26 protein-coding genes and 1 pseudogene are annotated in these 24327 nt (G+C 36.8%); 12 read left to right on the forward strand and 15 right to left on the reverse strand.

Annotation, left to right across the window (positions count from 1 at the left end; translation table 11 throughout):
* Positions 1-1257: 1257 nt before the first annotated feature.
* The 8 genes from HDE68_RS03520 to dapB all read right to left on the reverse strand — a co-directional run bounded on the left by HDE68_RS03520 (position 1258) and on the right by dapB (position 6404).
* Positions 1258-1860, reverse strand: a complete 603-nt coding sequence (locus HDE68_RS03520) for a hypothetical protein (protein ID WP_183878971.1) — start codon at positions 1858-1860, stop codon at positions 1258-1260.
* A complete protein-coding gene (locus HDE68_RS03525) occupies positions 1842-2249 on the reverse strand; it encodes a hypothetical protein (protein ID WP_183878973.1) in 408 nt (135 codons plus the stop codon). The genes HDE68_RS03520 and HDE68_RS03525 overlap by 19 nt, the downstream gene beginning before the upstream one ends.
* A 104-nt stretch (positions 2250-2353) precedes the next feature.
* Positions 2354-2563 (reverse strand): hypothetical protein, encoded by a 210-nt coding sequence (locus HDE68_RS03530; RefSeq protein ID WP_183878975.1) that lies wholly within the window; start codon positions 2561-2563, stop codon positions 2354-2356.
* A 551-nt stretch (positions 2564-3114) separates the two neighbouring features.
* Positions 3115-3558, reverse strand: coding sequence for a DinB family protein (locus tag HDE68_RS03535; protein ID WP_183878977.1), 444 nt, complete (start codon positions 3556-3558; stop codon positions 3115-3117).
* 51 nt (positions 3559-3609) lie between these two features.
* Positions 3610-3795, reverse strand: coding sequence for an Arc family DNA binding domain-containing protein (locus HDE68_RS03540; RefSeq protein ID WP_183878979.1), 186 nt, complete (start codon positions 3793-3795; stop codon positions 3610-3612).
* 2 nt (positions 3796-3797) lie between these two features.
* Positions 3798-4652: an SPFH domain-containing protein gene (locus tag HDE68_RS03545; protein ID WP_183878981.1), complete on the reverse strand. Its 855-nt coding sequence runs from the start codon at positions 4650-4652 to the stop codon at positions 3798-3800.
* 104 nt (positions 4653-4756) lie between these two features.
* Entirely contained in the window at positions 4757-5578 is an 822-nt protein-coding gene (gene blaOXA, locus HDE68_RS03550; protein WP_183878983.1) for a class D beta-lactamase, read from the reverse strand.
* Between the two features lie 4 nt (positions 5579-5582).
* Complete coding sequence (dapB, locus tag HDE68_RS03555; protein WP_183878985.1) at positions 5583-6404, reverse strand: 4-hydroxy-tetrahydrodipicolinate reductase; 822 nt, start codon at positions 6402-6404, stop codon at positions 5583-5585.
* A gap of 144 nt (positions 6405-6548) precedes the next feature.
* Between dapB and HDE68_RS03560 the strand changes: the two genes are divergently transcribed.
* Together HDE68_RS03560 and HDE68_RS03565 are read left to right on the forward strand one after the other, a co-directional pair.
* Positions 6549-7868 (forward strand): alpha/beta fold hydrolase, encoded by a 1320-nt coding sequence (locus tag HDE68_RS03560; RefSeq protein WP_183878987.1) that lies wholly within the window; start codon positions 6549-6551, stop codon positions 7866-7868.
* Entirely contained in the window at positions 7868-8533 is a 666-nt protein-coding gene (locus HDE68_RS03565; protein WP_183878989.1) for an HAD family hydrolase, read from the forward strand. Before HDE68_RS03560 ends, HDE68_RS03565 begins: the two co-directional genes overlap by 1 nt.
* Before the next feature lie 6 nt (positions 8534-8539).
* Here HDE68_RS03565 and HDE68_RS03570 read toward each other — a convergent pair whose 3' ends face one another.
* On the reverse strand, positions 8540-8767 hold the full coding sequence (locus HDE68_RS03570) for a hypothetical protein (RefSeq protein ID WP_183878991.1): 228 nt from the start codon (positions 8765-8767) through the stop codon (positions 8540-8542).
* 24 nt (positions 8768-8791) lie between these two features.
* Between HDE68_RS03570 and HDE68_RS03575 the strand changes: the two genes are divergently transcribed.
* Positions 8792-9481 carry an SOS response-associated peptidase gene (locus HDE68_RS03575; RefSeq protein WP_183878993.1) on the forward strand — a complete coding sequence of 230 codons (690 nt, stop codon included), beginning with the start codon at positions 8792-8794 and terminating at the stop codon, positions 9479-9481.
* Between the two features lie 45 nt (positions 9482-9526).
* On the opposite strand, the gene HDE68_RS03580 is transcribed toward HDE68_RS03575, so the two are convergent.
* Entirely contained in the window at positions 9527-9772 is a 246-nt protein-coding gene (locus tag HDE68_RS03580; protein WP_183878995.1) for a hypothetical protein, read from the reverse strand.
* Positions 9773-9891: 119 nt separating this feature from the next.
* On the opposite strand from HDE68_RS03580, the gene HDE68_RS03585 reads away from it, so the two are divergent.
* Entirely contained in the window at positions 9892-10407 is a 516-nt protein-coding gene (locus HDE68_RS03585; RefSeq protein WP_183878997.1) for a DUF892 family protein, read from the forward strand.
* An 18-nt stretch (positions 10408-10425) separates the two neighbouring features.
* On the opposite strand, the gene HDE68_RS03590 is transcribed toward HDE68_RS03585, so the two are convergent.
* Positions 10426-10773, reverse strand: a complete 348-nt coding sequence (locus HDE68_RS03590) for a hypothetical protein (RefSeq protein WP_183878999.1) — start codon at positions 10771-10773, stop codon at positions 10426-10428.
* Between the two features lie 569 nt (positions 10774-11342).
* Between HDE68_RS03590 and HDE68_RS03595 the strand changes: the two genes are divergently transcribed.
* A complete protein-coding gene (locus tag HDE68_RS03595; protein WP_183879001.1) occupies positions 11343-12068 on the forward strand; it encodes a hypothetical protein in 726 nt (241 codons plus the stop codon).
* A gap of 254 nt (positions 12069-12322) precedes the next feature.
* On the opposite strand, the gene HDE68_RS26625 is transcribed toward HDE68_RS03595, so the two are convergent.
* Together HDE68_RS26625 and HDE68_RS03600 are read right to left on the reverse strand one after the other, a co-directional pair.
* Positions 12323-12547 carry a UDP binding domain-containing protein gene (locus HDE68_RS26625; protein ID WP_317617687.1) on the reverse strand — a complete coding sequence of 75 codons (225 nt, stop codon included), beginning with the start codon at positions 12545-12547 and terminating at the stop codon, positions 12323-12325.
* A 15-nt stretch (positions 12548-12562) separates the two neighbouring features.
* Positions 12563-13198 (reverse strand): annotated as a pseudogene (locus HDE68_RS03600) (nucleotide sugar dehydrogenase); the annotation flags it as partial.
* Positions 13199-13316: 118 nt separating this feature from the next.
* Here HDE68_RS03600 and HDE68_RS03605 point away from each other — a divergent pair.
* A complete protein-coding gene (locus HDE68_RS03605; RefSeq protein ID WP_183879003.1) occupies positions 13317-15359 on the forward strand; it encodes a M13 family metallopeptidase in 2043 nt (680 codons plus the stop codon).
* A 91-nt stretch (positions 15360-15450) separates the two neighbouring features.
* Here HDE68_RS03605 and HDE68_RS03610 read toward each other — a convergent pair whose 3' ends face one another.
* A complete protein-coding gene (locus HDE68_RS03610; protein WP_183879005.1) occupies positions 15451-16032 on the reverse strand; it encodes a YceI family protein in 582 nt (193 codons plus the stop codon).
* Between the two features lie 236 nt (positions 16033-16268).
* Between HDE68_RS03610 and HDE68_RS03615 the strand changes: the two genes are divergently transcribed.
* From HDE68_RS03615 to HDE68_RS03635, 5 genes are all read left to right on the forward strand, one after another.
* Positions 16269-16946, forward strand: coding sequence for a hypothetical protein (locus HDE68_RS03615; RefSeq protein ID WP_183879007.1), 678 nt, complete (start codon positions 16269-16271; stop codon positions 16944-16946).
* Positions 16947-17150: 204 nt separating this feature from the next.
* The gene (locus HDE68_RS03620; protein WP_183879009.1) at positions 17151-20063 is read left to right on the forward strand and encodes a CheR family methyltransferase; all 2913 of its coding nucleotides are present in this window, start codon (positions 17151-17153) and stop codon (positions 20061-20063) included.
* Positions 20056-21666: an ATP-binding protein gene (locus HDE68_RS03625; protein ID WP_183879011.1), complete on the forward strand. Its 1611-nt coding sequence runs from the start codon at positions 20056-20058 to the stop codon at positions 21664-21666. The genes HDE68_RS03620 and HDE68_RS03625 overlap by 8 nt, the downstream gene beginning before the upstream one ends.
* A 14-nt stretch (positions 21667-21680) precedes the next feature.
* On the forward strand, positions 21681-21896 hold the full coding sequence (locus HDE68_RS03630; protein ID WP_183879013.1) for a hypothetical protein: 216 nt from the start codon (positions 21681-21683) through the stop codon (positions 21894-21896).
* A 50-nt stretch (positions 21897-21946) separates the two neighbouring features.
* Complete coding sequence (locus HDE68_RS03635; protein WP_183879015.1) at positions 21947-22591, forward strand: response regulator transcription factor; 645 nt, start codon at positions 21947-21949, stop codon at positions 22589-22591.
* Positions 22592-22593: 2 nt separating this feature from the next.
* On the opposite strand, the gene HDE68_RS03640 is transcribed toward HDE68_RS03635, so the two are convergent.
* Positions 22594-23316, reverse strand: coding sequence for an HlyD family secretion protein (locus HDE68_RS03640; RefSeq protein ID WP_183879018.1), 723 nt, complete (start codon positions 23314-23316; stop codon positions 22594-22596).
* 271 nt (positions 23317-23587) lie between these two features.
* Between HDE68_RS03640 and HDE68_RS03645 the strand changes: the two genes are divergently transcribed.
* The gene (locus HDE68_RS03645) at positions 23588-24322 is read left to right on the forward strand and encodes a LytR/AlgR family response regulator transcription factor (RefSeq protein WP_183879020.1); all 735 of its coding nucleotides are present in this window, start codon (positions 23588-23590) and stop codon (positions 24320-24322) included.
* The last annotated feature ends 5 nt before the right edge of the window (positions 24323-24327 follow it).

The raw sequence follows: 24327 nt of genomic DNA on the forward strand, positions 1-24327 counted from the left end.
TTTCTTTTTTTTATAGCCTTTTGTAAATTGAATAATATACTCTTTAAGATCCCGTAAATTTTTTAAGAATTTGATTAATACCAAATAGATTCTATCTGGCACTTACTAATTGTTTACTTTTTCTTTTTATGGATCAAGTCATAAACCTGTTGAGCAGGCTGTTTTTAAGCATAAATTTTGACACGCTAAACAGAAAGTCTTTGCTGTCAGGGATGCTCTTATGGTTCTGGAAGTTGCTTTGAAAGCTTTCAATTTGCATGGGAATGACTCAAAGCCGAAACAAGGCCGTGCTGTTAGTAAATAGATTCAAAATAGCTAAATAATCAATCTGTATCGGCCGGGTACTGCCCGGGTACTGTTCGGGTACTGTTCGGGTACTCGTTAGGGTAAGAGCAATGCTAAAGTAAGGTAAGAGCATGGCAAGTCCAAGTCAAAACAACTAGTTGAAATGACTTAGAGTTACTATGCTTAAAACCTGTTCTCAACGTGGTGTCACCCCGATCTCTATTCAGGCACAACCAAACCATAACCGGATGAAGATTAATGAAATTATAATTTTCCCTTTGACTAACCCATGGACAATTGCGGACAATTGCAGACAGCTGCGGACAATTGCAGACATTTTTTACTCATCAGGATAATCTTTAACGCGAATAGCTTACATTGGTAGAAAGGTATTTATTATGGGAAGTTTAACGGGTAAATTTTCAAAGGGAATCCTGGGTGATTTCATTTTTAAAGCAGCAGTCTGGAGTACGGGTTGTCTCAAAAGTTCTGTACCGGGCACAATGAAACAATCAATGGAAACCGAAAAAAACAGGATCTTTCCTCCCCCTAAGAATTCCGCTGAAGCGTTGACCGATCTCTGATCAAAGTAATCAGGGCGTTTAATAATGATAAATTAAACTATAAAATCAGGAAGTAATTAGTTTAATAAAGAATCGTAACCATCTGCTTTGAACTCAAAAAATATCAAACCCAAAAATTGAAATTTAATCCCTAATCTACAAGTTTATGACTTGCCCCCTTTTTATTAGCCGGATTCCTTTTGGAGAATCATCATTTTTTTTCTGTCTGATCATATATAATAAACAGTTGCTATGATAGTGATAAGAAGGAATGAAAATTTCATTTGAGATTGATTAATTTATTCAAATGCAGATTTTTTAAACAGTATAAAGTGTTATGCAGGGCTTTATATGTGAACCAGCATAATAATAAAATTAATGGAATAGCAATAAGAAGCTTAGGTTTGAGTTAATGTGCAGGATAATTAATCGAATCCCAGATTAGCTTGCCATCAAAATCAACCTGGTATTTGTTCCCCTGGAAATCGACTAACGCAATATGATCAGATTGAATTGTGAACGATACTTCATCATCCATTGATACAAATATATCTGCACCACTAAAGGACCATTGAATCTTTCCTTCTGCATTTATTCTGGAAATTTCCAGTTCACCGTAGACTAAATAATCATTTTCATATTTAAAGACTTCAAAACATGTTACCATATCTGCCTGGATATTCCATTGTAATTCTAGTGAAGGTAAATTCAGGCAGAACAGACTATCCCCACAGCAGATCACCAGCCGATTGTTATCTAGTAACGATGAGTTTGAATAAATACCTGCAGACCCACCAGAACCGTACAAAAGACAGCTATTCATTTCAGTTTCTCGGCCGAATATTTTAACCCCGTGAAATGAACTACAGTATGACTCTGGTCCTTCTGCGTAGTAATGTGCTAAATAAGTATGTGTATTATCCGGACCTGGCGTAAAACCAAAATCGTTGAATATTTCAATTTCTAGATTCTTGTAACTATATTGATTTATAGCTATGCTTGTTCCACCCATGGTTCAAGAAACTGTACAATTTTATCAGTAATTGTATAAGGCAGGTAATAAACTCCTTCTGCCTCCCCCTCAATGCTTTTGAATTTAGCTATTAATACATTTACCGCATCAGTATATTGTTTGCTGGTAACCTTTGCCTGGTAAACAATCGCATAAGCAACGATATGACCAGATGATAGTTTTGCTGTGAAATCAGTTTGTATGTGATCTAATAGTACGCTTGCGAGTGGATAATTATCATTGTCACCTATTAATCTTTGCATGGTTTTTCCTTCCTGATCTATACAAACACCTATGGGATAGAATTCACCTTGTTGCTCCAGAAGCGCTTTTGCCATGGAATAGCTATAATTTAGCAGATTAATAAGAGTAGCAGGTAATGAGTTCATTATTTGTCTTTAAGAGTTAAAAGACGGCTAAGATACCCTTTGCTTTCGTTGTTTAGATAAAATATGCTGTTTTAAGCCAGATATCTGGCTTGTCAACTAATTTATTAATTGTCAATCTTAAATTCTGATTTCATCGATTTGACTACTAAAAGGCCTATAAGTCCAATTAAGATGACCATGATCAATTCTCCTGTAATACGTACTAAGCTGGTCAAAGGGGATAATGAACCAGTGAGTTTGATAAAGAATGATAATAAAAGCAGCGCAATTTCTAAAATAGCTGTGATTAAGATACCTTTTGATAAATTCCCCATGATAAATCTATATTTGGCTTGGTTAATTATATTTAATATTGCTTTTTGAGCGTTATTAATATTAAATAATTCCCGGATATCAATCCCATTAAAACAGGGATAAATGACCGTGGTTATTCTTAATAATAGTGATATTATCTAAATTGTACGATTTTATTACGTGAACAATCGTTTTACCAATGTGAATTCAGATTTACATGGGTATCTAAATATTAGAATTCTTTTGATTTCTGCTGTTGTGTCAATTTTCTCTGTGTTTACAGCTTCTGTTTTCTGATTATTCTAATTACTATGATGATGAAGATTGAAAATGAAGAAAGGGCGATTAGTCCGCCCCCGGAGTAAAACAAAATAGTAGGATATGGAGGTTCGATTTTACCGGAGAAACCTATGGCCGCTGTAAACCACCCTGATGTCATGAGAATAATCAGTATCCGGATTATTTGTTTGATGGTCATATCGTATCTTTTCTAAACGTCACCTGTTTCTTTGTAAGCCCTTTAACCACGTTTTAAAGTAGTGGCGGGGGGGCTTTAAAAAGAAGTCTTATCTTAATAATTAACCACCTGTCTCAAATGATGTTCTAAATGCTCCACATAATCATCAAACAGGAAAGCTATTGTTAAACTTTCATCTCCACCAGTGAAACATTCCTTTTTTAGTAATTCGGCAGGGATCAATCTGATCAATTCTAATAGTTGTTTGTTATAAACGGTCCAGAAGGAAATGATTTGCTTATTGTCAATCTGGTCGTAATAATTAAAAGTATTATAATTATTCTGATCGTAGGTTATTTTTGGAGTATCCTCAAACTGAGCTCTTACAAAACGCTGATGATTGGCCACAGCGCTATCGATAAGATGTCCGATAATTTCTTTTTTACTCCATTTATTAGCTGCAGGCTTTAAAGAAAATATATGATCGTCAATCTCATTTAAAAGTGAAGGGATAGTCTCTGATAAATATTGAAGTCTCTCAATTGATTGTACGGTCATATATTTTATTCTATTATTGATTATGACTTTTTAAGTATCTGTTTGATTAGTTTATTTATCTTCTGGAGTATCTTTTTGCACTTCTTTATTTTTTATCCTTTTTGCGTTTTTAAGGCTATTATTCAACATCCACTCAATCTGACCATTAACACTACGAAATTCATCAGCAGCCCATTTCTCTATAGCCTTCATCGTTTCTGAATCTATCCTTAACGCAAATGATTTCTTTTCTGACATATTTATTGATTTAATGTCCCGGTATTGATAACAGGTTTTGTTTCGCTATCACCACAAAGGACAACCATTAAATTACTCACCATAGTTGCTTTTCTGTCGTCGTCAAATTCGATGATTTTCTTTTCAGACAGGAGTTTAAGGGCACTTTCTACCATTCCAACAGCACCTTCAACAATTTTATGACGGGCAGCAACTACCGCTGAAGCCTGTTGTCTTCTAAGCATAGAATGTGCAATTTCAGGAGCATAGGCCAGATAGCCGATCCTTGATTCTATGACTTCTATACCTGCAATATCCAATCTTTCGGCCAGTTCTTTTTCGAGTGCAATATTGACATCGTCAAAGTTAGTACTTAAGGTGATAGTTGCTGTTTCGTCCTCAAAATGATCATAAGGAAAAGAACCTGCAAGTTTTCTTACTGCAGAATCTGTTTGTATTTTGATAAAAGTAGTATAATTGTCTACCTCAAATGCGACTTTAAAAGTGTCTCTGACTCTCCAGACCAAGATTACACTGATCAGAATGGGATTTCCCATCTTATCATTTACTTTGATCTTTTCACTTTCAAAGTTTCTCGCACGCAGTGAATAAGTAAATCTGGTATATAATGGATTTATCCAGAACATTCCATTTTGCTTGATACTCCCTTTATACTTTCCGAAAAGCAAAAGTACTTTTGAGCTGTTCGGGCTGACAATAATCAAACCCTTAGCTAAAATAATAAATACCGGGATACAGGCTATAATTAAAATGATCTGCTGCTGGCTAATAGCATAGGCTAATAAACCAGCAGTAACGGCTAAAAGGAAAATGACCAGGTAGCCATTAAAGGGAGTGACGATCTTTTCTGTTTTCATTTGCATAGTATTTAAATGATATTAAATTGATATCATAAATTTAACTATTAAATGAGTGTAATACCAAATATATCAGCTAATTAATTATTATCCTGTTATTGATTCTAATTATCCCAATCTTGTTTTTTAACTACTTTTAAATCATCCAAAATATGAATAGCAATTGCTACACCTGCTTTTCTAAAATCAGGTTTCTTGTCTTCGCTTTGTATACAATTGGAAAAATAGTAGACGTTGTCATTGGTTGTGATATATCCAATATACCAGGATACATATAAATCACCTTGTTTCCCATTACCTGTTTTAGCCCTGATAACATTGTCCTTTGTATTTTTAACGATCATTATACTTTTTACAATATCCATTGAACGGGAGGAGAAAGGAAGTTCACCACCTTGCAGTCTCTTTAAGAAGTCAATCTGCTGAACAGGAGTAATGCGCAGACCTCCCCATAACCAAAATCCATCTATTCCACCATTGATATTTTCATTGCCGTAACCAGCTTTATTTAACCAGGATTTCATTTTCTTTTCGCCGATACGTTTTGCCAGTTCCTGATAGAACCATACCGTTGAATTCTTAAATGCATTTCTCATGTCTGTATCAGCATTCCAGACTGGTAATGGCCGTTCTTTCTTATCCCATTTAAAAACTACATTTTCGTCCTTTACGGCTCCCGTTTCAAGTGCGATCAGTGAATTACAGATTTTAAATGTTGAGGCAGGGGTGAAAGGTATGGTCGTTTGCTCTTTATTGTAATAAGTATAATGGTCATTCTTCTGATCATATAAGACAAAAGAACCCTGAACCTGATATTCGTCGTAGAATTTTTTAAGATTGTCCTGATGATTTGTATGAAAAGCTGATTTGAAAGAAAACAGACCCGTCAGCGCAATGATTGCCAGGAGTTGAATACGTATTGACATTTGTTTAATCGTTAAAGTCCATTACAGAATCCAAACCTCTTTTCAGCCCCGTAAAGGTGCCAACTTTCCTTATCGCCAGCAATGCACCCTGTACGTAAGGTTTTGCGCTATTCCCTGCTTCATGTTTAATTGTCAGTTTTTCATCTTCCAGGCCAAAAATCGTTTCCAGAGCAATTACAAACCCCGGAAGCCTTACTGCATGTACCTGCATTCCATTAATATCGGCCCCTCTGGTTTCTTTAACCCCTTTGGTATCTTCAATAGCAACTGTTTTTACAGATTCCCTGACTTTTGATAACCTGTTGGCAAGCTCTAAAGTGCTTCCGCTTGGAGAATCAATTTTACGATCACTTGCATAATCAATAATTTCCCAGTTAGGCATGTATTTAGCTGCCATTTCTGCAAATTTATTTAACAGGACCACACTAATTGCAAAATTTCCAACAGCCAGTACAGCTTTTTTCTTCTTCTGAGCAATCGAGTTTATTTCTTCATAATCTGCGTCCGAAAGGCCAGACGTGCCTATTACAACATGAACTCCCTGATGAATCGCAGTAAGCACCTGATGTTTTGCAATATCAGGTTTAGTATAGTCTACAAGGACATCACAGGGAACTGACAAAGCTTCTTCTATAGTTCCGAAGATGGGGATGTTTTTATCATGAGATAAATTGAGAACAGCATTCAGGTCTTTATTGGCATTGGTCCTTGAAACAGCGGAAACGAGCTCCAGGTCATCTGTTAAAACAATCCCCCTGCAAAGTTCAGAACCTGCCCAGCCTGTGGCACCGGCAACACATACACGTATTTTTTTATTTGTTGTCATCTTTATCTCAGACTTATGTTATTTACGGATCAGTTAATTAATAAAGAAAAATTATTTGCTCTAATGTAATGTTTTTTTTCATGCACTGAGCTCATATTTAAATCAAAATTATGTTAGCTTTGGTCTAAACACTATATAGATTACATGAAGAAAATCACGTTACTCATCTTTGCATTGTTGTTCTCAACATTGTCTTTTTCGCAGGATATTATAAAACTATTTAACCGCTCAACCGATTTTTTTGACCTGCTGGATCAGAAGAAATTCACTGATGCACATGCTTATTTTGATGCAAGCGTATCTGACAAGATATCTGCTGCAGATTTGCAGAAGATGTGGGAGACTTTTAGTGAAAAACTCGGCAAATTTGAGTCTGCAAGTGGGGTAGAGAGTAAAACCAAAGGTGATTTTTTTGTAGTCACTGTAGATGGTAAATTTGCAAATGCTACACAATCTTTTTTGCTGGCTTATAATAAAACCGGAAATATGGTTGGCTTTTTTGTTGCACCTAACAGATCGGCAGCAAATTATCTGAATCCTGCCTATGCTGATACTACCCTGTATACAGAAAAGGAGATTTATGTAAAAACTCCGGGGCATAGCCTGGTTGGAAAACTGACAATTCCAAAGAATGCTAAGAATTTTCCGATAGTTGTATTGGTACATGGTTCGGGGCCGGCTGATATGGACGAAACTGTAGGCCCGAATAAAACCTTCAAAGATCTTGCGGCTGGTTTTGCTGCCAAAGGAGTTGCCAGTATCCGTTATGTAAAGAGAACAATGGTTTATAGTGGAGAGTTTGGCGGTGCATTCACTGTGAAAGAAGAAGCTATAGATGACGCAGTTGCAGCAGTTGCTCTTGCTGCTACGGTTCCTGATATAGATAAAAAACAGATTTACTTACTGGGACATAGCCTGGGAGGGATGGTTGCTCCAAGGATTGCTGCTTTAGCACCTGAATTAAATGGTATTATATTGGCTGCTGCACCTGCAAGAACTTTAACAGATATTCTGGTTGAACAAAATAAATATATGTTTGGTTTAGCAAAAGATACAACTCAGGCTATGAAAAAACAGCTTGATGAGCGGATTCTGGAACTCAACAAAAGCAGAGTGACTGCATTGGGTAATATGAAACCAGATTCTACTATATTGGGATTGCCAGCTTCTTATTGGATAGATCTGAATAAATACAACCAGGTAGAGGCAGTGAAAAAGATAAATAAACAACGTATTTTAATTATACAGGGTGGAAATGATTTCCAGGTTTCAACTCATGATTATGAACTTTGGGATGCAGCACTGAATAAAAAGCGCAATGTAACTTTGAAATTGTATCCTGATTTGAACCATTTATTAAGTTCTCAGGTCGAAAAAGGGTCTCAAAGTCAATATGAAACACCCTCAAGTGTATCTGAAACATTAATTAATGATTTGGTAGCCTGGATAAAAAGTAAGCAATAATGGTAAAATTTAAAGCACTTCTTTTTGATCTGGATGGCACTCTTGTAGATTCAGAGCACTTTCATTATAACGTATGGAATGAAATCCTTGCTGAATCTGATATTCAGCTTGAATATTCAGATTTTCTGAAAAACTTTGCCGGCATTCCTTTACCGGGAAATGCTAAAAGGTTAAAAGAGCTATATGAAATTGAGTCACCTTTAGAGGTGTTGATTTCCAGAAAAGAAGACCTGACTAATGAGCGCTTAAAGACCAGCACTATAGAATTGATGCCTTATGTGCAAGAAACACTTGATTTCTTTTTAACAAAAGGAATAGCGATGGCTTTGGTTACTGCAAGTAAAAGAGCTGATGTAGATGAAGTATTCAGAAAGAACGGATTAGGTAAATACTTTAAGTTATTGGTCACAAGAAGCGATGTGACTAAAAGTAAACCCGACCCTGAGTCCTATAATCTGGCAGTCAAAGGAATAGGCTTTCAGAAAAGCGAATGCCTGGTCTTTGAAGATACTGTGAATGGTTTAATGGCCGCTAAAAATGCAGAATTAACCTGCTTTGCTATCCAGGGAGATGAAGATAGCCATGTTAAACTAGGTGCTGCTGATCTTGTTTTTACTGATTTTCGGCAGGCCAGAACTTATATCATAGCAAATGATCTGATTTAATCAGAATTAAGGGGCCTGATAATGGGCTGTAATCAATGCAAGTAACTCTTCGTTTATTCCGGTACCATTGTCAGCCTTCCATTTGTTTTCTTTAGTCAGTCTGATCTCGAAATTTTCATGATCATCAATAGAGACAATATGGTTTGTCTCTTCACCGTCTGTTACTGAATGTACAGCGACAGCAATAGGTTTTCCTTCAAAAATAACCTCAAATTTAGTTACGTTATAACTCATTAAACAAAGATATAAATTTAGATCATGTGTGCACGATACACCCTCACTAAAGCTCAAAAGGAATTACTAGTCCGTTACCAGGTCAAATTACCAACAGACTATCAGCCTAATTATAATCTGGCGCCTACCCAAAAAGGTTTAGTTATCACTGCTGATGAGCCTGATACCGCGCAGCTGATGCATTTCGGGCTCGTTCCTTATTGGGCACAGAGTACGAAACTTGATTTTTCTACCCTGAATGCCCGCTCTGAAGAGATCATGGGAAAAAAGACATTCGCACCGCTGCTAACACACCGGAAAACATGCCTTGTACTGGCAGATGGTTTTTATGAATGGGATAAAAAAACAGGTGACACCCTGCCTTATCATTTTGTACTGAAAAATAGAGATTTATTTGCCTTTGCAGGTTTATGGAGTCAATGGAAAGATCAGTTTTCGGGAGAGGTTTACCGTTCTTTCACTATTATGACTACCGCAGCCAATGAAATCGTAGGTAAAGTTCATGCCCCTAAATTCAGGATGCCGGTTATCTTAAGCAGGGAAGAAGAAGCAATTTGGTTAAGTAAAGATCTGGGAACCCCTGATCTTTTAAGTCTGTGTGATGCCTATCCAGACGAACTGATGGATTGTTATAGAGTAGATAAGGCTGTAAATGCCACTGTAGTGAAAGGTGTAATCAATAACAGACCCGAATTAATGCAGGCAATCAACTAATAGAGAACATGGATACTCATCATATCTATGTTCTCTGAGTTATTTCTAACCTTTTTTATTCTCCAGGTAAGTTTTTAAAACACTTTTTAAATACAGGTCGGGTTTAGGCATGTTAATGATTGTTCCAGGTTCTTTATCCTGAGACTGTTTAATATAATTTGCTTTGATCTTTCCCCAGTCCTTAGAATAAAGCTGAATGAAAGTTTCAACAAACTGCTCATCTGTATAATCTTTTGGAAGCTTACTCAGCACAACTTCTATTTTCTCTTCTTTTCTATGTAATACTGCCATAATGAATTTTAAATCTTAGCAAAGCTATGAACTAAAAGCGATTTACATAAACTTTTCTTAGTTCTATTTGTTTTAGGTCTGTTATAATTTTATAGGATCGTTCTAAAAGAAACTAAATCATGGTGGATCAAATTAGAGAGCAGGGCTTACTAGATTTCTTTATCCAATGTCTACAGGATCTATATATAGCAGAAAAGAAACTAGTCAATTGTGCAGCAGCATTATCTATTGCGGCATTTACAGAAGAATTGCAGCGTGCACTCATTTCTCAATCAAAAGAAGCAGGAAAGCATGTTGAGATGCTGGATAACGTCTTTGAAATGATGAATCAGCAGGCTGGTAAAGGGAAGTGTAATATCATAGAAATATTGAGTGATAAAGCTGCTTCCATTGTTAAAACAGTGGAAACAGGTACAGCATTGCGCGATGCGGCAATCATCTATGCCGTTCAGCTTATAGCCCATTATAAAATAGCAAGTTACGGAAGTTTAATTTCTTTGTTAAGAGAACTTGATTACCCGAAGGCTAAATTGATCCTGAAAGAATGTCTGGCCGATGAGAAAGCTTCGGATAGCTATCTGACTGAAATTGCAGTTGATTTTATTAATCCGGCTGCACAAAGAGAATCAGAATAATCGATTTAACAATTAATGCTACGTGTTTTCTTTTTTATAATTCTCTGCTAATTTCTCCGCTAAGTCAAAGAATCTGGAGCGCCAGTAGTCTCTGTCTTTCTTCATTTCTTCGAACGTGGTTATTTCTTGCGGATCATCACTCCTGGCACGCTGGATCTCAGGATATTCCGGAGAGAAATCAAACTTCAGTACTTCTCCATATCTTGAGATGACTTTGTAAGGTAAATGAGGGTCTGTAATGTGATGGTAATAGGTTGTTCTGTCAAATCCTGCAGATGCAGTTAACGCCTTTATAGTTATCCCGGTTTTGCGGACAACAGAGTCTAGATATTCACCTTTATGTTTCTTAAAATCCCCTTTTTTCACTAAAAACAAGGTAAAAGAATAATGTTTAAAAGTTTTCTACATTTTATTAGTATTATTCTACAATTATGTTGACATTAGTATTTATAATGTAGAATATTGCAATGATTTGAGTAATTAATCAACATATTTGTTTATTTGACAACAATAATTATTATGGAATAAAAATATAGATTGAAACAAAATTTTTAATTTAGCAGTTCTTCAACTCGACATGAAGCACTGCTTGACGAGCCTCGTAACAGAAATCTGGTAAATTTCAATGGTACCCTACGAGATAAGTCAAGCAGCCTGAACTCATATATATATGGGGTCGGTTGCTTGCTTAAGTTTATTGTAGGGTATATTTTGAAAAAAATATTTGGGTTTACCAGAACCTCTGTTACAGTAGACAAGCAAGTAGCCGGCCCCATTCTCTTTTTTTTACAGGTCACAGCTATTTGTTTCGCAGCTCCATTTGAACAGAAATCAACTGATTAGGAAAATGGTATGTGCGGCTGGTGACCCAATTCCTGGTAAACGCATATTACTGGTCGCCATACTTTTTCCATTCCTTAATTAAAAATGCGCTTATGAATATTTATTCAGGAAATAAGAAATTAAAGTGGGATATCCAGCTACCGGAGAAAGTTTTTCATATCAAAGGAGCCATTGATGTCACTGATCATCTTTCTGTACCAGTTAAAAGCAACAGGAGGATATGGGTAAACGGGATAGAAGTATTTCCAGAAACAGCTAACGTACTCCGGCCTTTTTATGAATGTAATTTTGAATGGGGCGAATTGGCACAAAACGCTGCTTATACGACAGCACTGGCAATTTGTCTGGCCATATTCAAAAGTGAAAGACTTGCAGAAAACTTGTTTGTATGCTTTAAAGAAGATTTTGTTCAGAATTTTCCCGAAGGTAACTTTGAACTGGCCATGGAAATTACCAGGTTTTTAAATAAGCATAACAGCAGGCTGAATCCGGATTTGTACAGTCGTTTTTGTTTCTCTGCAATAACCAGTTCAAGGGAGATTCTTTTAATCAAGGACCCCGAAACAGGGTTAATTACCACAAATCTGGCAGAAAATTATGCAATGCACAGAGAGTCGATTCCTAATATAAAACTCAGAAAGTTAAATGAACGTAAACAAAGACTGTTATTCAGGTTGTTTGCGAAAGATAATTATCTGATTAGCGGCTATGACTTTCCGGAAGTCATGTTAAGGGCAGAAGACCTGATGGCCCGGTTTTACTGGAGATCTATTGAAAAGATCATCACCAGGCAATTGGTAGACAAATATGAAGAGTAAATAAAAGGAGAAATGGGCTAAACCTTATTTTTCATCCAGTTCAGCGTATAGTCTAACCCCTTTTTTACATCATATAATGGGGCATAACCGAGGTCTTTTCTGATCCGGCTGATATCTGCCAGCGAGTTATGGATATCTCCGGTTCTGGAAGGCCCGTATATTTGTCCCGGATCAGTACCATGAAGTTCTTTGATTGTAGTCCATAACTGATTTAGAGAGATACGGTCAGTAATAGCCTCATTCTGACAGGTAATTCAGTATTCCTGGTAAACATGTTCAGGATCAGCCCATGGGTCAAGAATGCAGACGTTGACATGGTATTCTTTTAAACGGGTGACAATATCTATGACCCTGGTATTACGTACATCGGGACAGTTTTTTTTGAAAGTGAAACCTAGAATTAATACTTCACTTCCCGTAACCTGTATTTTTTTACGAACCATTAATTTGATGACTTCATCAGCAATATATTGTCCCATACCATCATTCAAACGTCTTCCTGCAAGAATGATTTCAGGGCGGTAGCCTGCTTCCTGTGCTTTTTGGGCAAGATAATAAGGGTCAACACCAATACAGTGCCCGCCAACCAGACCTGGTTTGAAATTCAGAAAATTCCAATTGGTTCCTGCAGCTTCCAGTATATCAAGTGTATTCAGGCCAATCAGATTAAATATCTTGGCCAGCTCATTCACAAAGGCGATATTAATATCTCTTTGTGCATTTTCTATGACTTTGGCAGCCTCAGCAACTCCGGGATAAACCGTTGATTCATAAATTACGATGTCGCCCTGCTTTAAGAATTTTCCAACAGTTTCGCTGGCCTTGTATAATGCACAAAGGTCAGGATGATTAAATTTATCTATGGGCGTAGGTACTGTAATAATATAAATACGTGCCTGCTGTAAATCACTAACCTGATTACTGAACGATAAATTAGATTTGACTTCCAATAAATGACTTTCCGTTATTTCAAGCGTGTTATCTTAACCTGTATTTAGTTCTTCTATGCGTTTTTGTTTAGTATCGAAACCTGTTACTTTGAAATACCTTGCAAAAGCTACTGCCAGCAGTAAACCAACATAACCAAGGCCAATAACAGCTATAGGTGTGTCTTTGTCAATCCTTGTCATCTATAATCTTCTATTCTGCGATCTTTTTAAACAGGGTGCAATTTATTCAAATAAAACTGAATCTTTAGCATTAATTGTTTCGGCTTCTTAGTAGATTTGATTAAAAAACTGATAACTTATGAATAATTTAAAACTCTCTTTGGGTGCCCCCTTAATAGCAGGTTCCCTGTTGCTTTTTGCGGCATTCCATTCCTTTAATTCAACAGGAGACCCTAAATCGGGAATTATCCTTGAAAATATGGATAAACAAGTTCTTCCGGGAAATAATTTTATGGAATATGTGAACGGAAGCTGGATTAAAAAAACAGAAATTCCTGCCGATAAGCCATCCGCAAGCGTCGGTTCAATGGTCAATGATAAGGCTCAGGAAGATGTTAAAGAAATTATAGAAAAAGCATCCTCCGGAAAATTTGCTGATGGTTCAGAAGAGCAGAAGATCGGTGATTTGTATGGTTCATATATGAATATGACCGCAAGAGATGTAATAGGCGTTAAACCTCTGGCAGCTGATTTTAAAAAGATTGATGCGCTTAAAAGTCAGAAAGACCTGGCAGTTTATTTTGCTTATGCAAGTAAAATTGGCAATATGGCGCCTTTTAGTGTTGCTGTAAGTGAGGATCTTAAAGACCCTAAAAAATACATGCTGCTAACCTGGCAAGGTGGATTAGGGCTGCCAGACAGAGAATATTATTTCACTGATAATGCTAAATCTAAAGAAATCAGGACTAAATATGTAGCTCATATTGAAAAAATGCTAACACTTGCCGGGATTGCAGAGGCAAAACCTAAAGCTGCTGAAATCATGGCTTTGGAGACTTTGCTGGCTTCCAAACAAATGAAAAAAGAAGAAACCAGAAATCTGGCTGGTTTATATAATAAATATGCGGTTGGTAAACTGAATACCTTAATTCCTGATTTTGACTGGCAGGGAATGCTTAAAGAAGCGGGCGCAAATAATCCTGACAGTGTAGTGGTTTCTCAGGTGAATTATACTAAAGATCTGGCCGCTATTATTAAAGATACACCTTTAGCTACCTGGAAAACTTATCTGAAATGGAGTTTGGTCAATGGTTCTGCCGGTGCATTGAATACTGCCCTTGATGAAGAGAATTTTAATTTCAATGGTACCATATTAAACGGTGTGCCTAAACAGCGTCCGCAATGGAGAAGAGGGGTAGGGATTGTGAATAGCACGTTAGGAGAGATGGTTGGAAAATTATATGTTGAAAAACACTTTTCCCCAGAAGCTAAAGCCAGAATGCTTGTATTGGTGGGTAACCTGTTAAAGTCTTACGAAGAAAGTATTAAAGGCCTGGAATGGATGAGCCCAGAAACTAAAGCGGAAGCATTGAAAAAGATCAGCAAGTTTACTCCTAAAATTGGTTATCCTGATAAATGGAGAGATTATTCCAGTCTTAAGATTGTGAAAAACGACCTTTATGGAAACCTGACCCGCGCAACTGCATTTGAGCATAACCGGATGATGAAAAAACTGGGTAATCCTGTTGACCGGTCAGAATGGGGAATGACTCCGCAAACGGTAAATGCTTACTATAATCCGCCATTGAATGAGATCGTATTCCCGGCAGCTATTTTGCAGCCGCCATTTTTTGATATGAATGCAGATGATGCCGTAAATTACGGAGGTATTGGTGCCGTGATCGGCCACGAAATTGGTCATGGATTTGATGATCAGGGCAGTACTTTTGATGGCGATGGGGTAATGCGTGACTGGTGGACAAAAAATGACCTGAGTGAATTTAAAAAAAGAACAGGTGCTTTAGTTGCACAGTATAGCGGCTTTAAAGTGCTGAGTGACCTGAATGTGAATGGTGAATATACACTGGGTGAAAACATTGGAGATCTTGGCGGACTGACTATCGCGCTTAAAGCTTATCATGCCAGTCTTAAAGGTAAACCTGCTCCTGTTCTGGATGGTTTTAATGGCGATCAGCGTGTTTTTATTGGCTGGGGACAGGTTTGGTTAAACAAATCAAGAGAGCAGGCATTGAGAAAACAAGTAGGTACAGACCCGCATTCACCTGCAAAGTTCCGGGTAAATGGGGTAGTGAGAAATATACCTGAGTTCTATACTGCTTTTAATGTGAAACCTGGTGATTCATTGTACCTGGCACCGGATAAAAGAGTGAAAATCTGGTAAGCTATATAGATTTTAAATAGAAAAGCCGCTGTTCCAATTCTATAGGAACAGCGGCTTTTCTATTTAAATTGTTTTGTTCCTGATTACAAAATTAGTTTTTAACGAATTCTGTGTTTGCATTCAATGTGATCTCATCACTTAACATTGCATTTGGATATTTTGAACCTAAAGCGAAATCAGCTCTTTTGATTGTTCCTGTTACTTTGAAACCTGCAGTAGCTTTTTTAGACATTGGGTTAGTAGTCACACCTCTTAAAGTTGCGTCTAAAGTTACTGGTTTAGTTACACCGTGTAAAGTTAATAAACCAGCTACTTTGAATTTGTTACCAGCTAATTTTTTAACTGAAGTACTTTTGAAAGTTAATTTAGGGAATTTTTCAGCGTCAAAGAAATCAGCAGTTTTCAAGTGCCCGTCTCTTTTCTCATCTTCTGTATTTACTGAGTTTACATCAGCACTTAATGAAACAACTGCATCAGAGAAATCATCTTTAGAAGCTGTAATAGTTGATTCGAAGTTTTTAAATGAACCTTCAACATCAGTGATCATTAAGTGGGTAACCACAAATCCTAATTTTGAATGCGCTTTGTCTGCTGTCCAGGTATTAGGCCCCGCAGGCTTAAAAGCAAATAGAGCAGCTGAAGCTGCAAATAATAATACAAGTAGTTTTTTCATGTTTGTAATTTTTTTATACGACAAATATGGTATAATTAAATTGTTGTTGTATTGATGTATGATAAGAAAAATAGAACATGCAATTTAAATAGTAAAGGATTAAAAGGTCTTATTTTCTTAAAATCAGGTATTTAAATCCAACCTTTCAGGTGTTTATACTCATAGTAAGTTAAAAAATCCTCCTAATTTTGAGGTTAATCAATCTCTTTCTAAATAGTATTAAATCATTTATAGGTATGACACCAAAGAATTTGCTTTGTTTCTCGCATCTGCGCTGGGATTTTTTACTCCAGCGGCCTCAGCAATTGCTATTGCGGTTTTCTACTGATACTAATGTGTATTTTATGGAAAATCCGGTTTTTGATGCCAGAGAGAGACCTTATTTCTCTTATGGAACCAGATCTGAGACACTTTGGAAATTAGTCCCTCATCTAAAACCAGGATTAACTTCAGGCCAGATTACTAAATGTATGATCCAATTGGTTGATGATTTTTTTACAAATGCAGATCTTGATAAATGGACATTCTGGTACTACACTTCTTCATCCTTGTCCTTCTCGAAAAAATACAATCCTTTATTAACCGTATTTGATTGTATGGATGAAGTTTCTATGTTCAGGCGTTGTCCTGAAGAAATGAGTATATTAGAAAAGAAGTTGTTAGAGAAAGCTGACCTGGTCTTTACACAGGAGGATTCTGCGAATGCTGGTCACAAAAAGTTTCATACGAATGTCCACCTATTTCCATCTGCAGACAAGAATTCCGGTTTTACTGAAAATTTATCATGGAATAATACTTATGCTGCTATGTCCAAATTAATAGAACAGGAGACTGCTGGTAAGCGTAATCAATTAAAGCTTTTTAATATGACTTCCTATGGTAAACCTTCAACTATGTTTTCAAAGATAAATTAAAGGCAGTTTTTAATTTGGCGGTTGCCATGCTGTATTTATTATACTCACAGGCGTAATTCGAATCTTCTGGTCAATTAACAGTGTAATAACGATTTAGTGTTAAACCTGGTGAATTGGGATTAATTGTTTAATTTTTTAAAATATTTTTGTAATTGGAAACTACCAACTTTAGTTTAGCTTTATAGGGTTTATGAAAGAAAAATAATGATTCCACAAACTTCCAGATCAAAAACCACTGATCAGCATAAATCATCTTTTCCAATTATCGGAATGGGTGGATCGGCGGGCTCATTTCATGCTTTTGAGAAATTCTTCCTGCATATGCCTGTCAAAAGCGGGATGGCATTTGTAATAGTTATGCACCTGGACAATTCCCATCATATTAATGTAGCTGCTATGCTACGACCGGTTTCATCTATGAGTATTGCTGAAGCAACTGACGGTACACTCGTTGAACCGGACCATATTTATGTGATTCCTCCAGGGAAGGATATGGGGATACACAATGGGCGTTTATTATTAATGGAAGCTTCACGTTATAAGGGAGCACATATGTCTATTGATTATTTCCTGCAAAGTCTGGCCGAAGATCAGTGGGGAAATGCAGTTTCAATTATTTTTTCGGGAATGGGTGCCGATGGAGAAACAGGGGTCAGAATGATCAAGGAGAAACTAGGAATGGCTATGGTGCAGGACCCTGCAACAGCAGACTATCCAAGTATGCCTAATGCCAGTATCAAGTCCAATATGGTGGATTATATATTGGCTCCCGAAGATATGCCCGTCAAACTGATCCAATATCTTAATCATCCGGTTTTAGCAGTAGATAAACTGGACGAAGAAACTGCGTTGAGCAATACCAATCAGACGCATTTGCAAAAGATACTGATGCTATTGCGGTCACATACAGGGCATGATTTCACATTATATAAAAAGAACACAATCATCAGAAGGATTGAAAGGCGGATAGCAATAAATCAGTTACATGATTATGTAGATTATATCAATTATCTCAGAGAAAACCCAAATGAAATCGCTTTACTATTTAATGAGCTGTTAATTGGGGTAACCAAGTTTTTCAGAGATCATGGTGCCTTTGAGGTTTTAAAAGACAAATTATACGCTCATCTGGCTACAAAAAAAACGGGAGACCCTATTCGTGTCTGGGTAGCAGGTTGTTCTACCGGAGAAGAAGCCTATTCTATAGCCATGCTGCTGATTGAGTTTTTTGAGTCGGTAAAAACAGACAGGGTACCTAAACTACAGATTTTTGCAACGGACCTGGACCCTATTGCCATTGACCATGCAAGATCAGGAAACTATTTCTCTAACATCACTTCAGAAGTATCTCCAGAAAGACTGGAACGCTTTTTTATTAAATTAAACGAAGGGTATGTGGTGAAAAAAGAGGTTCGTGAAATGATTGTATTTGCACAGCATAACCTGATTAAAGACGCTCCATTTACACGTCTTGACCTGTTGTGCTGCCGGAATGTAATGATCTATCTCACCTCAGAACTGCAGAAAAAAATTATTCCTGTATTTCACTATTCGCTGAACCCTAATGGCCTGTTATTTTTGGGCCCGGCAGAATCTGTTGGCACTTTTCATGACAGCTTTACCAGTTTAGATACGAAATGGAAACTTTTCCGGCGTAAAGAAGGTGCCTCTTTAGGGAATATGCTTGATTTTCCGTTCCATGTTGCCAATCAGCACAATAAAAGTGTAAAAATGCAGCTGCCGGTTAAGAATATAAAAAATCCTTTAGTAGAAACTTTTCATAAGGTATTACTGGAAAACTTTACACCTACATCTTTATTATTAAATGAAAGAGGTGATATTCTTTATATCAATGGCAGGACTTCAAAATTCATGCAGATCAATTCTGGCGAGGCTGTGTTTAATATTCACAGACTGGCAAGAGAAGAACTCAAATATGCCTTGGGGAATGCTTTACATCAGGTATGGGAGCAAAAGGGAACAATAGAGGTTTCTGACATTAAGATCAAAGAAGACGGCCGGGTTTACCTGGTTCGTTTTAAGGTGAGTTATATGACCGAATTGCCTTTGCAGGATTTAATGCTGGTTACTTTTTATGATCTGGGACCTTTGAAGAAAAGAAAATCTGTAAAAGGCCCTAATATAGATCCATCAAGAGAAGGCGCAGTAGAAGAACTTGAAAAAGAGCTGATCTATACTAAACAGCAATTGCATAGTACAATTGAGCAGATGGAAACTTCATTAGAAGAGCTCAAATCTACAAATGAAGAGTTACAGAGTACGAATGAAGAGTTGCAAAGTACCAATGAAGAGGCACTGACCACGAAAGAGGAAATGCAGTCACTCAATGAAGAATTGATGACTATTAATCTCCAGTATCAAAATAAAGCTGAGGAGTTAACCCAGCTGAATAATGATATGAAAAATCTGCTGGATAATACTGAGATCGGGACGATATTTTTAGATAATCAGCTTAATATTGTTCGTTTTACGCCACAGGTGACTAAATTGTTTAATGTTATTCCAACCGATGTAGGCAGGTCGATTACACATATTGTTTCCAATTTTGATTATCCTTTGTTAGAAGATTCAATCAGAGAGGTGATTGAAAAATTAGCTGGAAAGGAATTGGAAGTTACCACTAAAAAAGACGAGTGGTATAATCTCCGGATTATGCCTTACCGTACAATGGATAATTTCATTAGTGGTGCTGTAGTTACTTTTACAAAAATTACCCCTGTAAAAGCAATGGAAAGCAGGCTGACCTATTTGTTGGACTATGCAAAAGGCATGATCAATCTTATTCCTGATGCTGCGATAATTTTAGATAAAGAAAGAAAGGTGCTGGTGGCAAATAATTTGTTCCTTCAGCAATTTAGTTTAAAAGAAGAAGAAATTGTTGAACAATCCTTCATGGAAATTGTCCACAATAAATGGAAAACAAAAAAGCTGGACAGTTTGTTGTTGCAGGCTGGCCCTCCGGAATTGTTTATACAGCATAACTTTCAGGGTTTAGGACTTAAAGATATTTTTGTGAAAATTCAGCCGGTTAACCAGGTTGAAGGAAATATAGGTTTAGTTTCATTGGTTACCTTTAGAAATCAAAGCAGTGGATAAAGGTCAGGGTTCAGAACAAGAAAATAGTACCTCATTAACCGGCAAACGTTCGGGGAAAATTAAGCATAAGAATTTCTCTGCGAAAAAGAATCTGACGCCAGATGATGTGAATATTTTATTGAATGAACTTCAGGTTTACCAGCTGGAGCTGGAGAGGCAGAATGACGAACTGAAAAATTCCTATTTAATACTCGATCAGGAAAAGGCTAAATTTGTTGGACTGTATAATCTGGCCCCGGTAAGTTATTTTATCCTTGATTATTTAGGAATAGTTGAAGAAGCCAACCAGAATGGGGTTGACCTGCTTAATATATCCAGGCAAACCATTCTCAATAAGAGATTTCAGAGTTTTATCTCCCCCCAGTCCTGGGAAGATTTTTATAATTTTCTTCACAGGATGCAGCATAATGATCATAAACAAACTGCAGAGATTAAGCTGAAACTGCTTGATGGTCAGGTTATTTATACCCGTATGGAAGGCAGGGCAGTATCAAATATTATTGTAACCGAAGTTAAATACTATATTGCTATTATTGATATCACAGAAAGCCGTAATGCCCAGCAGGTTTTAAAAGAAACAAAAGACAGGCTGGAAATGACACTCAGAGCTTCTGAAACAGGTACCTGGACTGTAGATTGTGAGTCAAGTGCTGTGTTCTTAGATACGCATAGTTGTAATATTTTGGGGATCAGCAGCTCAGCCTTTGACGGAACTGTTGGAGGGCTTATTGGTCTTATGCATCCGGATGACCAGAAATCTGTGTGCGATCATTTGTTAGGCACGGTCGGTTTAAAAGATATAGATCTGGAATTCAGGGTTGCCGGAATTGATAATTACGTAAAATATATTGCTTCAAAAGGTCACGAAGTTAAGATTCCTGAAGGTGGCAGTTATTTTGCCGGTATATTAATAGACATTACAGAACGTAAAAGACTGGAAGAAGAAGCGATTCTTTTAAGAAACGATCAGCAAAAAATGATTCTTTCGGCTACTCTTACCGCACAGGAAAAGGAGCGTAATGTGATCAGCAGTGCTTTACATGATAGCGTCTGCCAGTTGCTATATGGGATCAGGTTAAACCTGGAAAGTATAGAAAGAAGTAATTCGCTGAGAGGTGCATTCAAAAATGTAAATAACCTTCTGGACCAGGTGACCAAAGAAACCAGGCAAATTTCCTATGAACTGACGCCGTCTGTATTAAAAGATTTCGGTTTCGTAGCAGGTATCAAAGAAATGGCGCAGCATACCAGTACGGTCCATTTCATCATTAATACTTATATTGACAGTTCTGCAGATTTTCTTAATGCAGATGTACAACTCTATATTTTTAGAATGATACAGGAGTTGATCAATAACTGTATTAAACATGCAAGAGCTACCCATGCGGAGGTAAGTGTTTATTTGAGAGATAATAAAGTGTCTGTGAAAGTTGCTGATAATGGTATTGGATTGCCCGCAGATAGTGAAAAAAAGGGCGGATCGGGCTTAAGCGGTATTAGGAACAGGGTATATTTATTAAACGGACAAATTAATTTTGAGAGTTCCAAAAACGGGCTGGCTGTAATCATTACATTCGATAATATTCCTGAGCTTTCAGTTTGAAAATATTCGGTTAAATGGATATGGAGAATGAAAAAGTTCATAAAAGGAATAGAAGAATCTCTCTGGGTAGCTATCAGGATGATGGAAGAAAGAATCTGTTATTAAGTATAATAAAGCATGCAGAAGATACGAACAGGTCTGACAATGATTTGGCACGAAATGAAAAAGCCGGAGAAATTCAGGTGCATATAGACAGACTTAAAAAGATGTTGATAGAACTTGCAGATTAGTCTGGGGTAAAATAAAAAGATTGTTCAGAAATTTAATTGTAAAAACATTTATGTTAAGTTTAATATTAGCAGAGGATCATAATATTGTACGTAATGGAATTCGGATGCTGCTGGAGGCCGATAAGGAACTCAGTATTGCCGGGGAAGCAACTAACGGCAAAGAAGTATTGGATATCATAGATAAAGGGATTAAAGTCGATATTGTACTTGCAGATATTAATATGCCTGAGATGGATGGGATTTCGTTAATTAAAGAACTTAAATTGAGAAATCCTGATATACAGATAGTCATGTTATCTATGCTGGATAATGAGAAGTATGTTTCCCAGGCCTTTTTAGAAGGGGCGTCAGGTTATCTGCTAAAAAGTGTGAGTGCTGATGAGCTTATATTTTCGTTAAAATATGTATATGGGGGAGGCAAGTACCTCTGTGCAGAGTTGTCTATGCGTTTACTGGATAAAGTGATCCATACGGCGCCATTAAGTGTAGCGCATACAGATATTGAATTTTCTATGCGTGAAATCGAAATTCTCGATCTGATTGCCGAAGGGCTCACTAATAATCAAATGTCGGCCAGGCTATTTATCAGTAAAAGAACAATAGAGGGGCATAGACAAAGTCTGATTGAAAAAACCGGGGTTAAGAATACAGCTTCACTGATCAAATTTGCCGTATTGAGGGGCATTATTACTTAGTTTTATAAAAGATTAAGCAATTTATAAGCTAACTTTTGAGGTTTAAATTTAACCCTGGCTTTGCCTTGCTGATCAAAGTAAAATATACCCTTTTCTGAGAGGTTTCTGATATCTTTATAGTCCAGGCTAATCTGAAAAGGGTATTTCCCGGATTGGTCTGGTTTTTTAGCAATAGAAGAGATCGTGCCCGAAACATCAGAATTTTCTCCGTAACTTTCTATATTGATCAAAACCTGGTCACCAATGCTCAGTTTTTCGATAGCTGACTGATCAGCATCTGCTGTACAATAAATTTCATCTTTATTTTTAATATCAGGCATGATATAAAACAGAGTGTCATTTTTACTAACGTAAGTTTTACTTCTGAATTTAATCTTATTGGGCATATAGTAGCCAGCCTCTTTGGCATATACTGAGGTCTCTTTTTGCGCTGATAAATCAAAAATGGTAAAGAGAAAGGTGTTGGGTTTTATTGCATTATTAGTATCAAATACATCTTTTTTGATAATTCCACTATAAGGACTGATTACGGGAATAATTTTGTGCTGTGTATGGAACCTGGCATTGAAAAAAATGTCATCCCTGTGCGGGGTAACCAGTATGAAAAGCATGCATATGCTGAGCAGAATAGAGATCAGTATAATACCCCAGCTGAAAATCCATCTTTCAGCTTTGCCGGCTACATTATTTCTTTCTTTCTCTATCAGCTTTAGGTGTTTTTCCATTTCAATGTAACCGTCCAGAAAAATAAAACAAGCCAGGAAGCCTAGACTCTTCCTGACCTGTTCTTTTCATAGGTAGATAAGATAAATCATGATGAAATTATTGATATAGTTTGACTCCCTGAAATTTTTAGGGTTAAAGCAGGTATTAGGGAGGTGAACTGAATTTTTAGGAAGGTTAAAAAAATCGCCGGGGGCATTACCGAATTAGTAGTTTATATAGTACATTACATTCATCTATTTGAATATTAACTATGAAAAATTAAATTACCTGATGAACATAACCTGCTATATTGTTGATGACGAATATCATGTAATCAGTACATTAAGAGAATATATTAGCGAAGTTCCTTACCTGGAATTAATCGGGTTCAATAGTAATCCTGAAAAAGGCCTGACAGAAGTGAACAGGTTGGGTCCGGACCTGGTTTTTCTGGATGTCAATATGCCTGCGCTGGATGGAATGGATTTCTGCCAGCTGATTACTACCGCTACTAAGGTAGTTTTTGTGAGTGGCTACAGAGACTATGCTTTTGATGCATTCAGTCATAATGCAGTGGACTATTTACTTAAACCGGTCTCTCATAAAAGATTTATGCAGGCTATACATAAGGTGATCAGTTTCGTGCCTATGCTGGGGAAATCCAATGCGCAGACTGCAGCTTCTGAAATCTCTTATATCTATATCAAACACGGCATTAAAGGCAGGTTGATTAAGATAGAGTTTGATGATATCTACTATGTAGAATCAAATGATAACCACGTGATTTTCAATCTGGAAAATGAAAGCTATACGGCTTATATTCCGCTAAAAAACGTTCTCCCTCAATTGCCGGAATCCAGTTTCCTGCGTATCCATAAATCTTTTGTTGTGAACCATAATAAAATCAATCATATAGAAGGAAATATGGTTATTCTTAAGAATAAAACAATTCTGCAATTAGGTAATACCTACAAAGATTCTTTCTTTAAATATGTGGGTTTGAGTGTATTAAAAACCAATAAATAAAAAAC

This window comes from Pedobacter cryoconitis, assembly GCF_014200605.1.
Lineage (GTDB): Bacteria > Bacteroidota > Bacteroidia > Sphingobacteriales > Sphingobacteriaceae > Pedobacter > Pedobacter cryoconitis_B.

Excerpts from the sequence above, each read along its gene's own strand:
- HDE68_RS03570 (WP_183878991.1), bottom strand. The coding sequence starts at position 8,767 with ATGAGTTATAACGTAACTAAATTTGAGGTTATTTTTGAAGGAAAACCT.
- HDE68_RS03545 (WP_183878981.1), bottom strand. The coding sequence starts at position 4,652 with ATGAAAACAGAAAAGATCGTCACTCCCTTTAATGGCTACCTGGTCATT.
- HDE68_RS03595 (WP_183879001.1), top strand. The coding sequence starts at position 11,343 with ATGAATATTTATTCAGGAAATAAGAAATTAAAGTGGGATATCCAGCTA.
- HDE68_RS03540 (WP_183878979.1), bottom strand. The coding sequence starts at position 3,795 with ATGTCAGAAAAGAAATCATTTGCGTTAAGGATAGATTCAGAAACGATG.
- HDE68_RS03585 (WP_183878997.1), top strand. The coding sequence starts at position 9,892 with ATGGTGGATCAAATTAGAGAGCAGGGCTTACTAGATTTCTTTATCCAA.
- HDE68_RS03565 (WP_183878989.1), top strand. The coding sequence starts at position 7,868 with ATGGTAAAATTTAAAGCACTTCTTTTTGATCTGGATGGCACTCTTGTA.
- HDE68_RS03635 (WP_183879015.1), top strand. The coding sequence starts at position 21,947 with ATGTTAAGTTTAATATTAGCAGAGGATCATAATATTGTACGTAATGGA.
- HDE68_RS03535 (WP_183878977.1), bottom strand. The coding sequence starts at position 3,558 with ATGACCGTACAATCAATTGAGAGACTTCAATATTTATCAGAGACTATC.
- dapB (WP_183878985.1), bottom strand. The coding sequence starts at position 6,404 with ATGACAACAAATAAAAAAATACGTGTATGTGTTGCCGGTGCCACAGGC.
- HDE68_RS03520 (WP_183878971.1), bottom strand. The coding sequence starts at position 1,860 with ATGGGTGGAACAAGCATAGCTATAAATCAATATAGTTACAAGAATCTA.
- HDE68_RS03630 (WP_183879013.1), top strand. The coding sequence starts at position 21,681 with ATGGATATGGAGAATGAAAAAGTTCATAAAAGGAATAGAAGAATCTCT.
- HDE68_RS03580 (WP_183878995.1), bottom strand. The coding sequence starts at position 9,772 with ATGGCAGTATTACATAGAAAAGAAGAGAAAATAGAAGTTGTGCTGAGT.
- HDE68_RS03620 (WP_183879009.1), top strand. The coding sequence starts at position 17,151 with ATGATTCCACAAACTTCCAGATCAAAAACCACTGATCAGCATAAATCA.
- HDE68_RS03530 (WP_183878975.1), bottom strand. The coding sequence starts at position 2,563 with ATGGGGAATTTATCAAAAGGTATCTTAATCACAGCTATTTTAGAAATT.
- HDE68_RS03605 (WP_183879003.1), top strand. The coding sequence starts at position 13,317 with ATGAATAATTTAAAACTCTCTTTGGGTGCCCCCTTAATAGCAGGTTCC.
- HDE68_RS03640 (WP_183879018.1), bottom strand. The coding sequence starts at position 23,316 with ATGGAAAAACACCTAAAGCTGATAGAGAAAGAAAGAAATAATGTAGCC.
- HDE68_RS03525 (WP_183878973.1), bottom strand. The coding sequence starts at position 2,249 with ATGAACTCATTACCTGCTACTCTTATTAATCTGCTAAATTATAGCTAT.
- HDE68_RS03645 (WP_183879020.1), top strand. The coding sequence starts at position 23,588 with ATGAACATAACCTGCTATATTGTTGATGACGAATATCATGTAATCAGT.
- HDE68_RS03575 (WP_183878993.1), top strand. The coding sequence starts at position 8,792 with ATGTGTGCACGATACACCCTCACTAAAGCTCAAAAGGAATTACTAGTC.
- blaOXA (WP_183878983.1), bottom strand. The coding sequence starts at position 5,578 with ATGTCAATACGTATTCAACTCCTGGCAATCATTGCGCTGACGGGTCTG.
- HDE68_RS26625 (WP_317617687.1), bottom strand. The coding sequence starts at position 12,547 with ATGGGACAATATATTGCTGATGAAGTCATCAAATTAATGGTTCGTAAA.
- HDE68_RS03610 (WP_183879005.1), bottom strand. The coding sequence starts at position 16,032 with ATGAAAAAACTACTTGTATTATTATTTGCAGCTTCAGCTGCTCTATTT.
- HDE68_RS03615 (WP_183879007.1), top strand. The coding sequence starts at position 16,269 with ATGACACCAAAGAATTTGCTTTGTTTCTCGCATCTGCGCTGGGATTTT.
- HDE68_RS03560 (WP_183878987.1), top strand. The coding sequence starts at position 6,549 with ATGAAGAAAATCACGTTACTCATCTTTGCATTGTTGTTCTCAACATTG.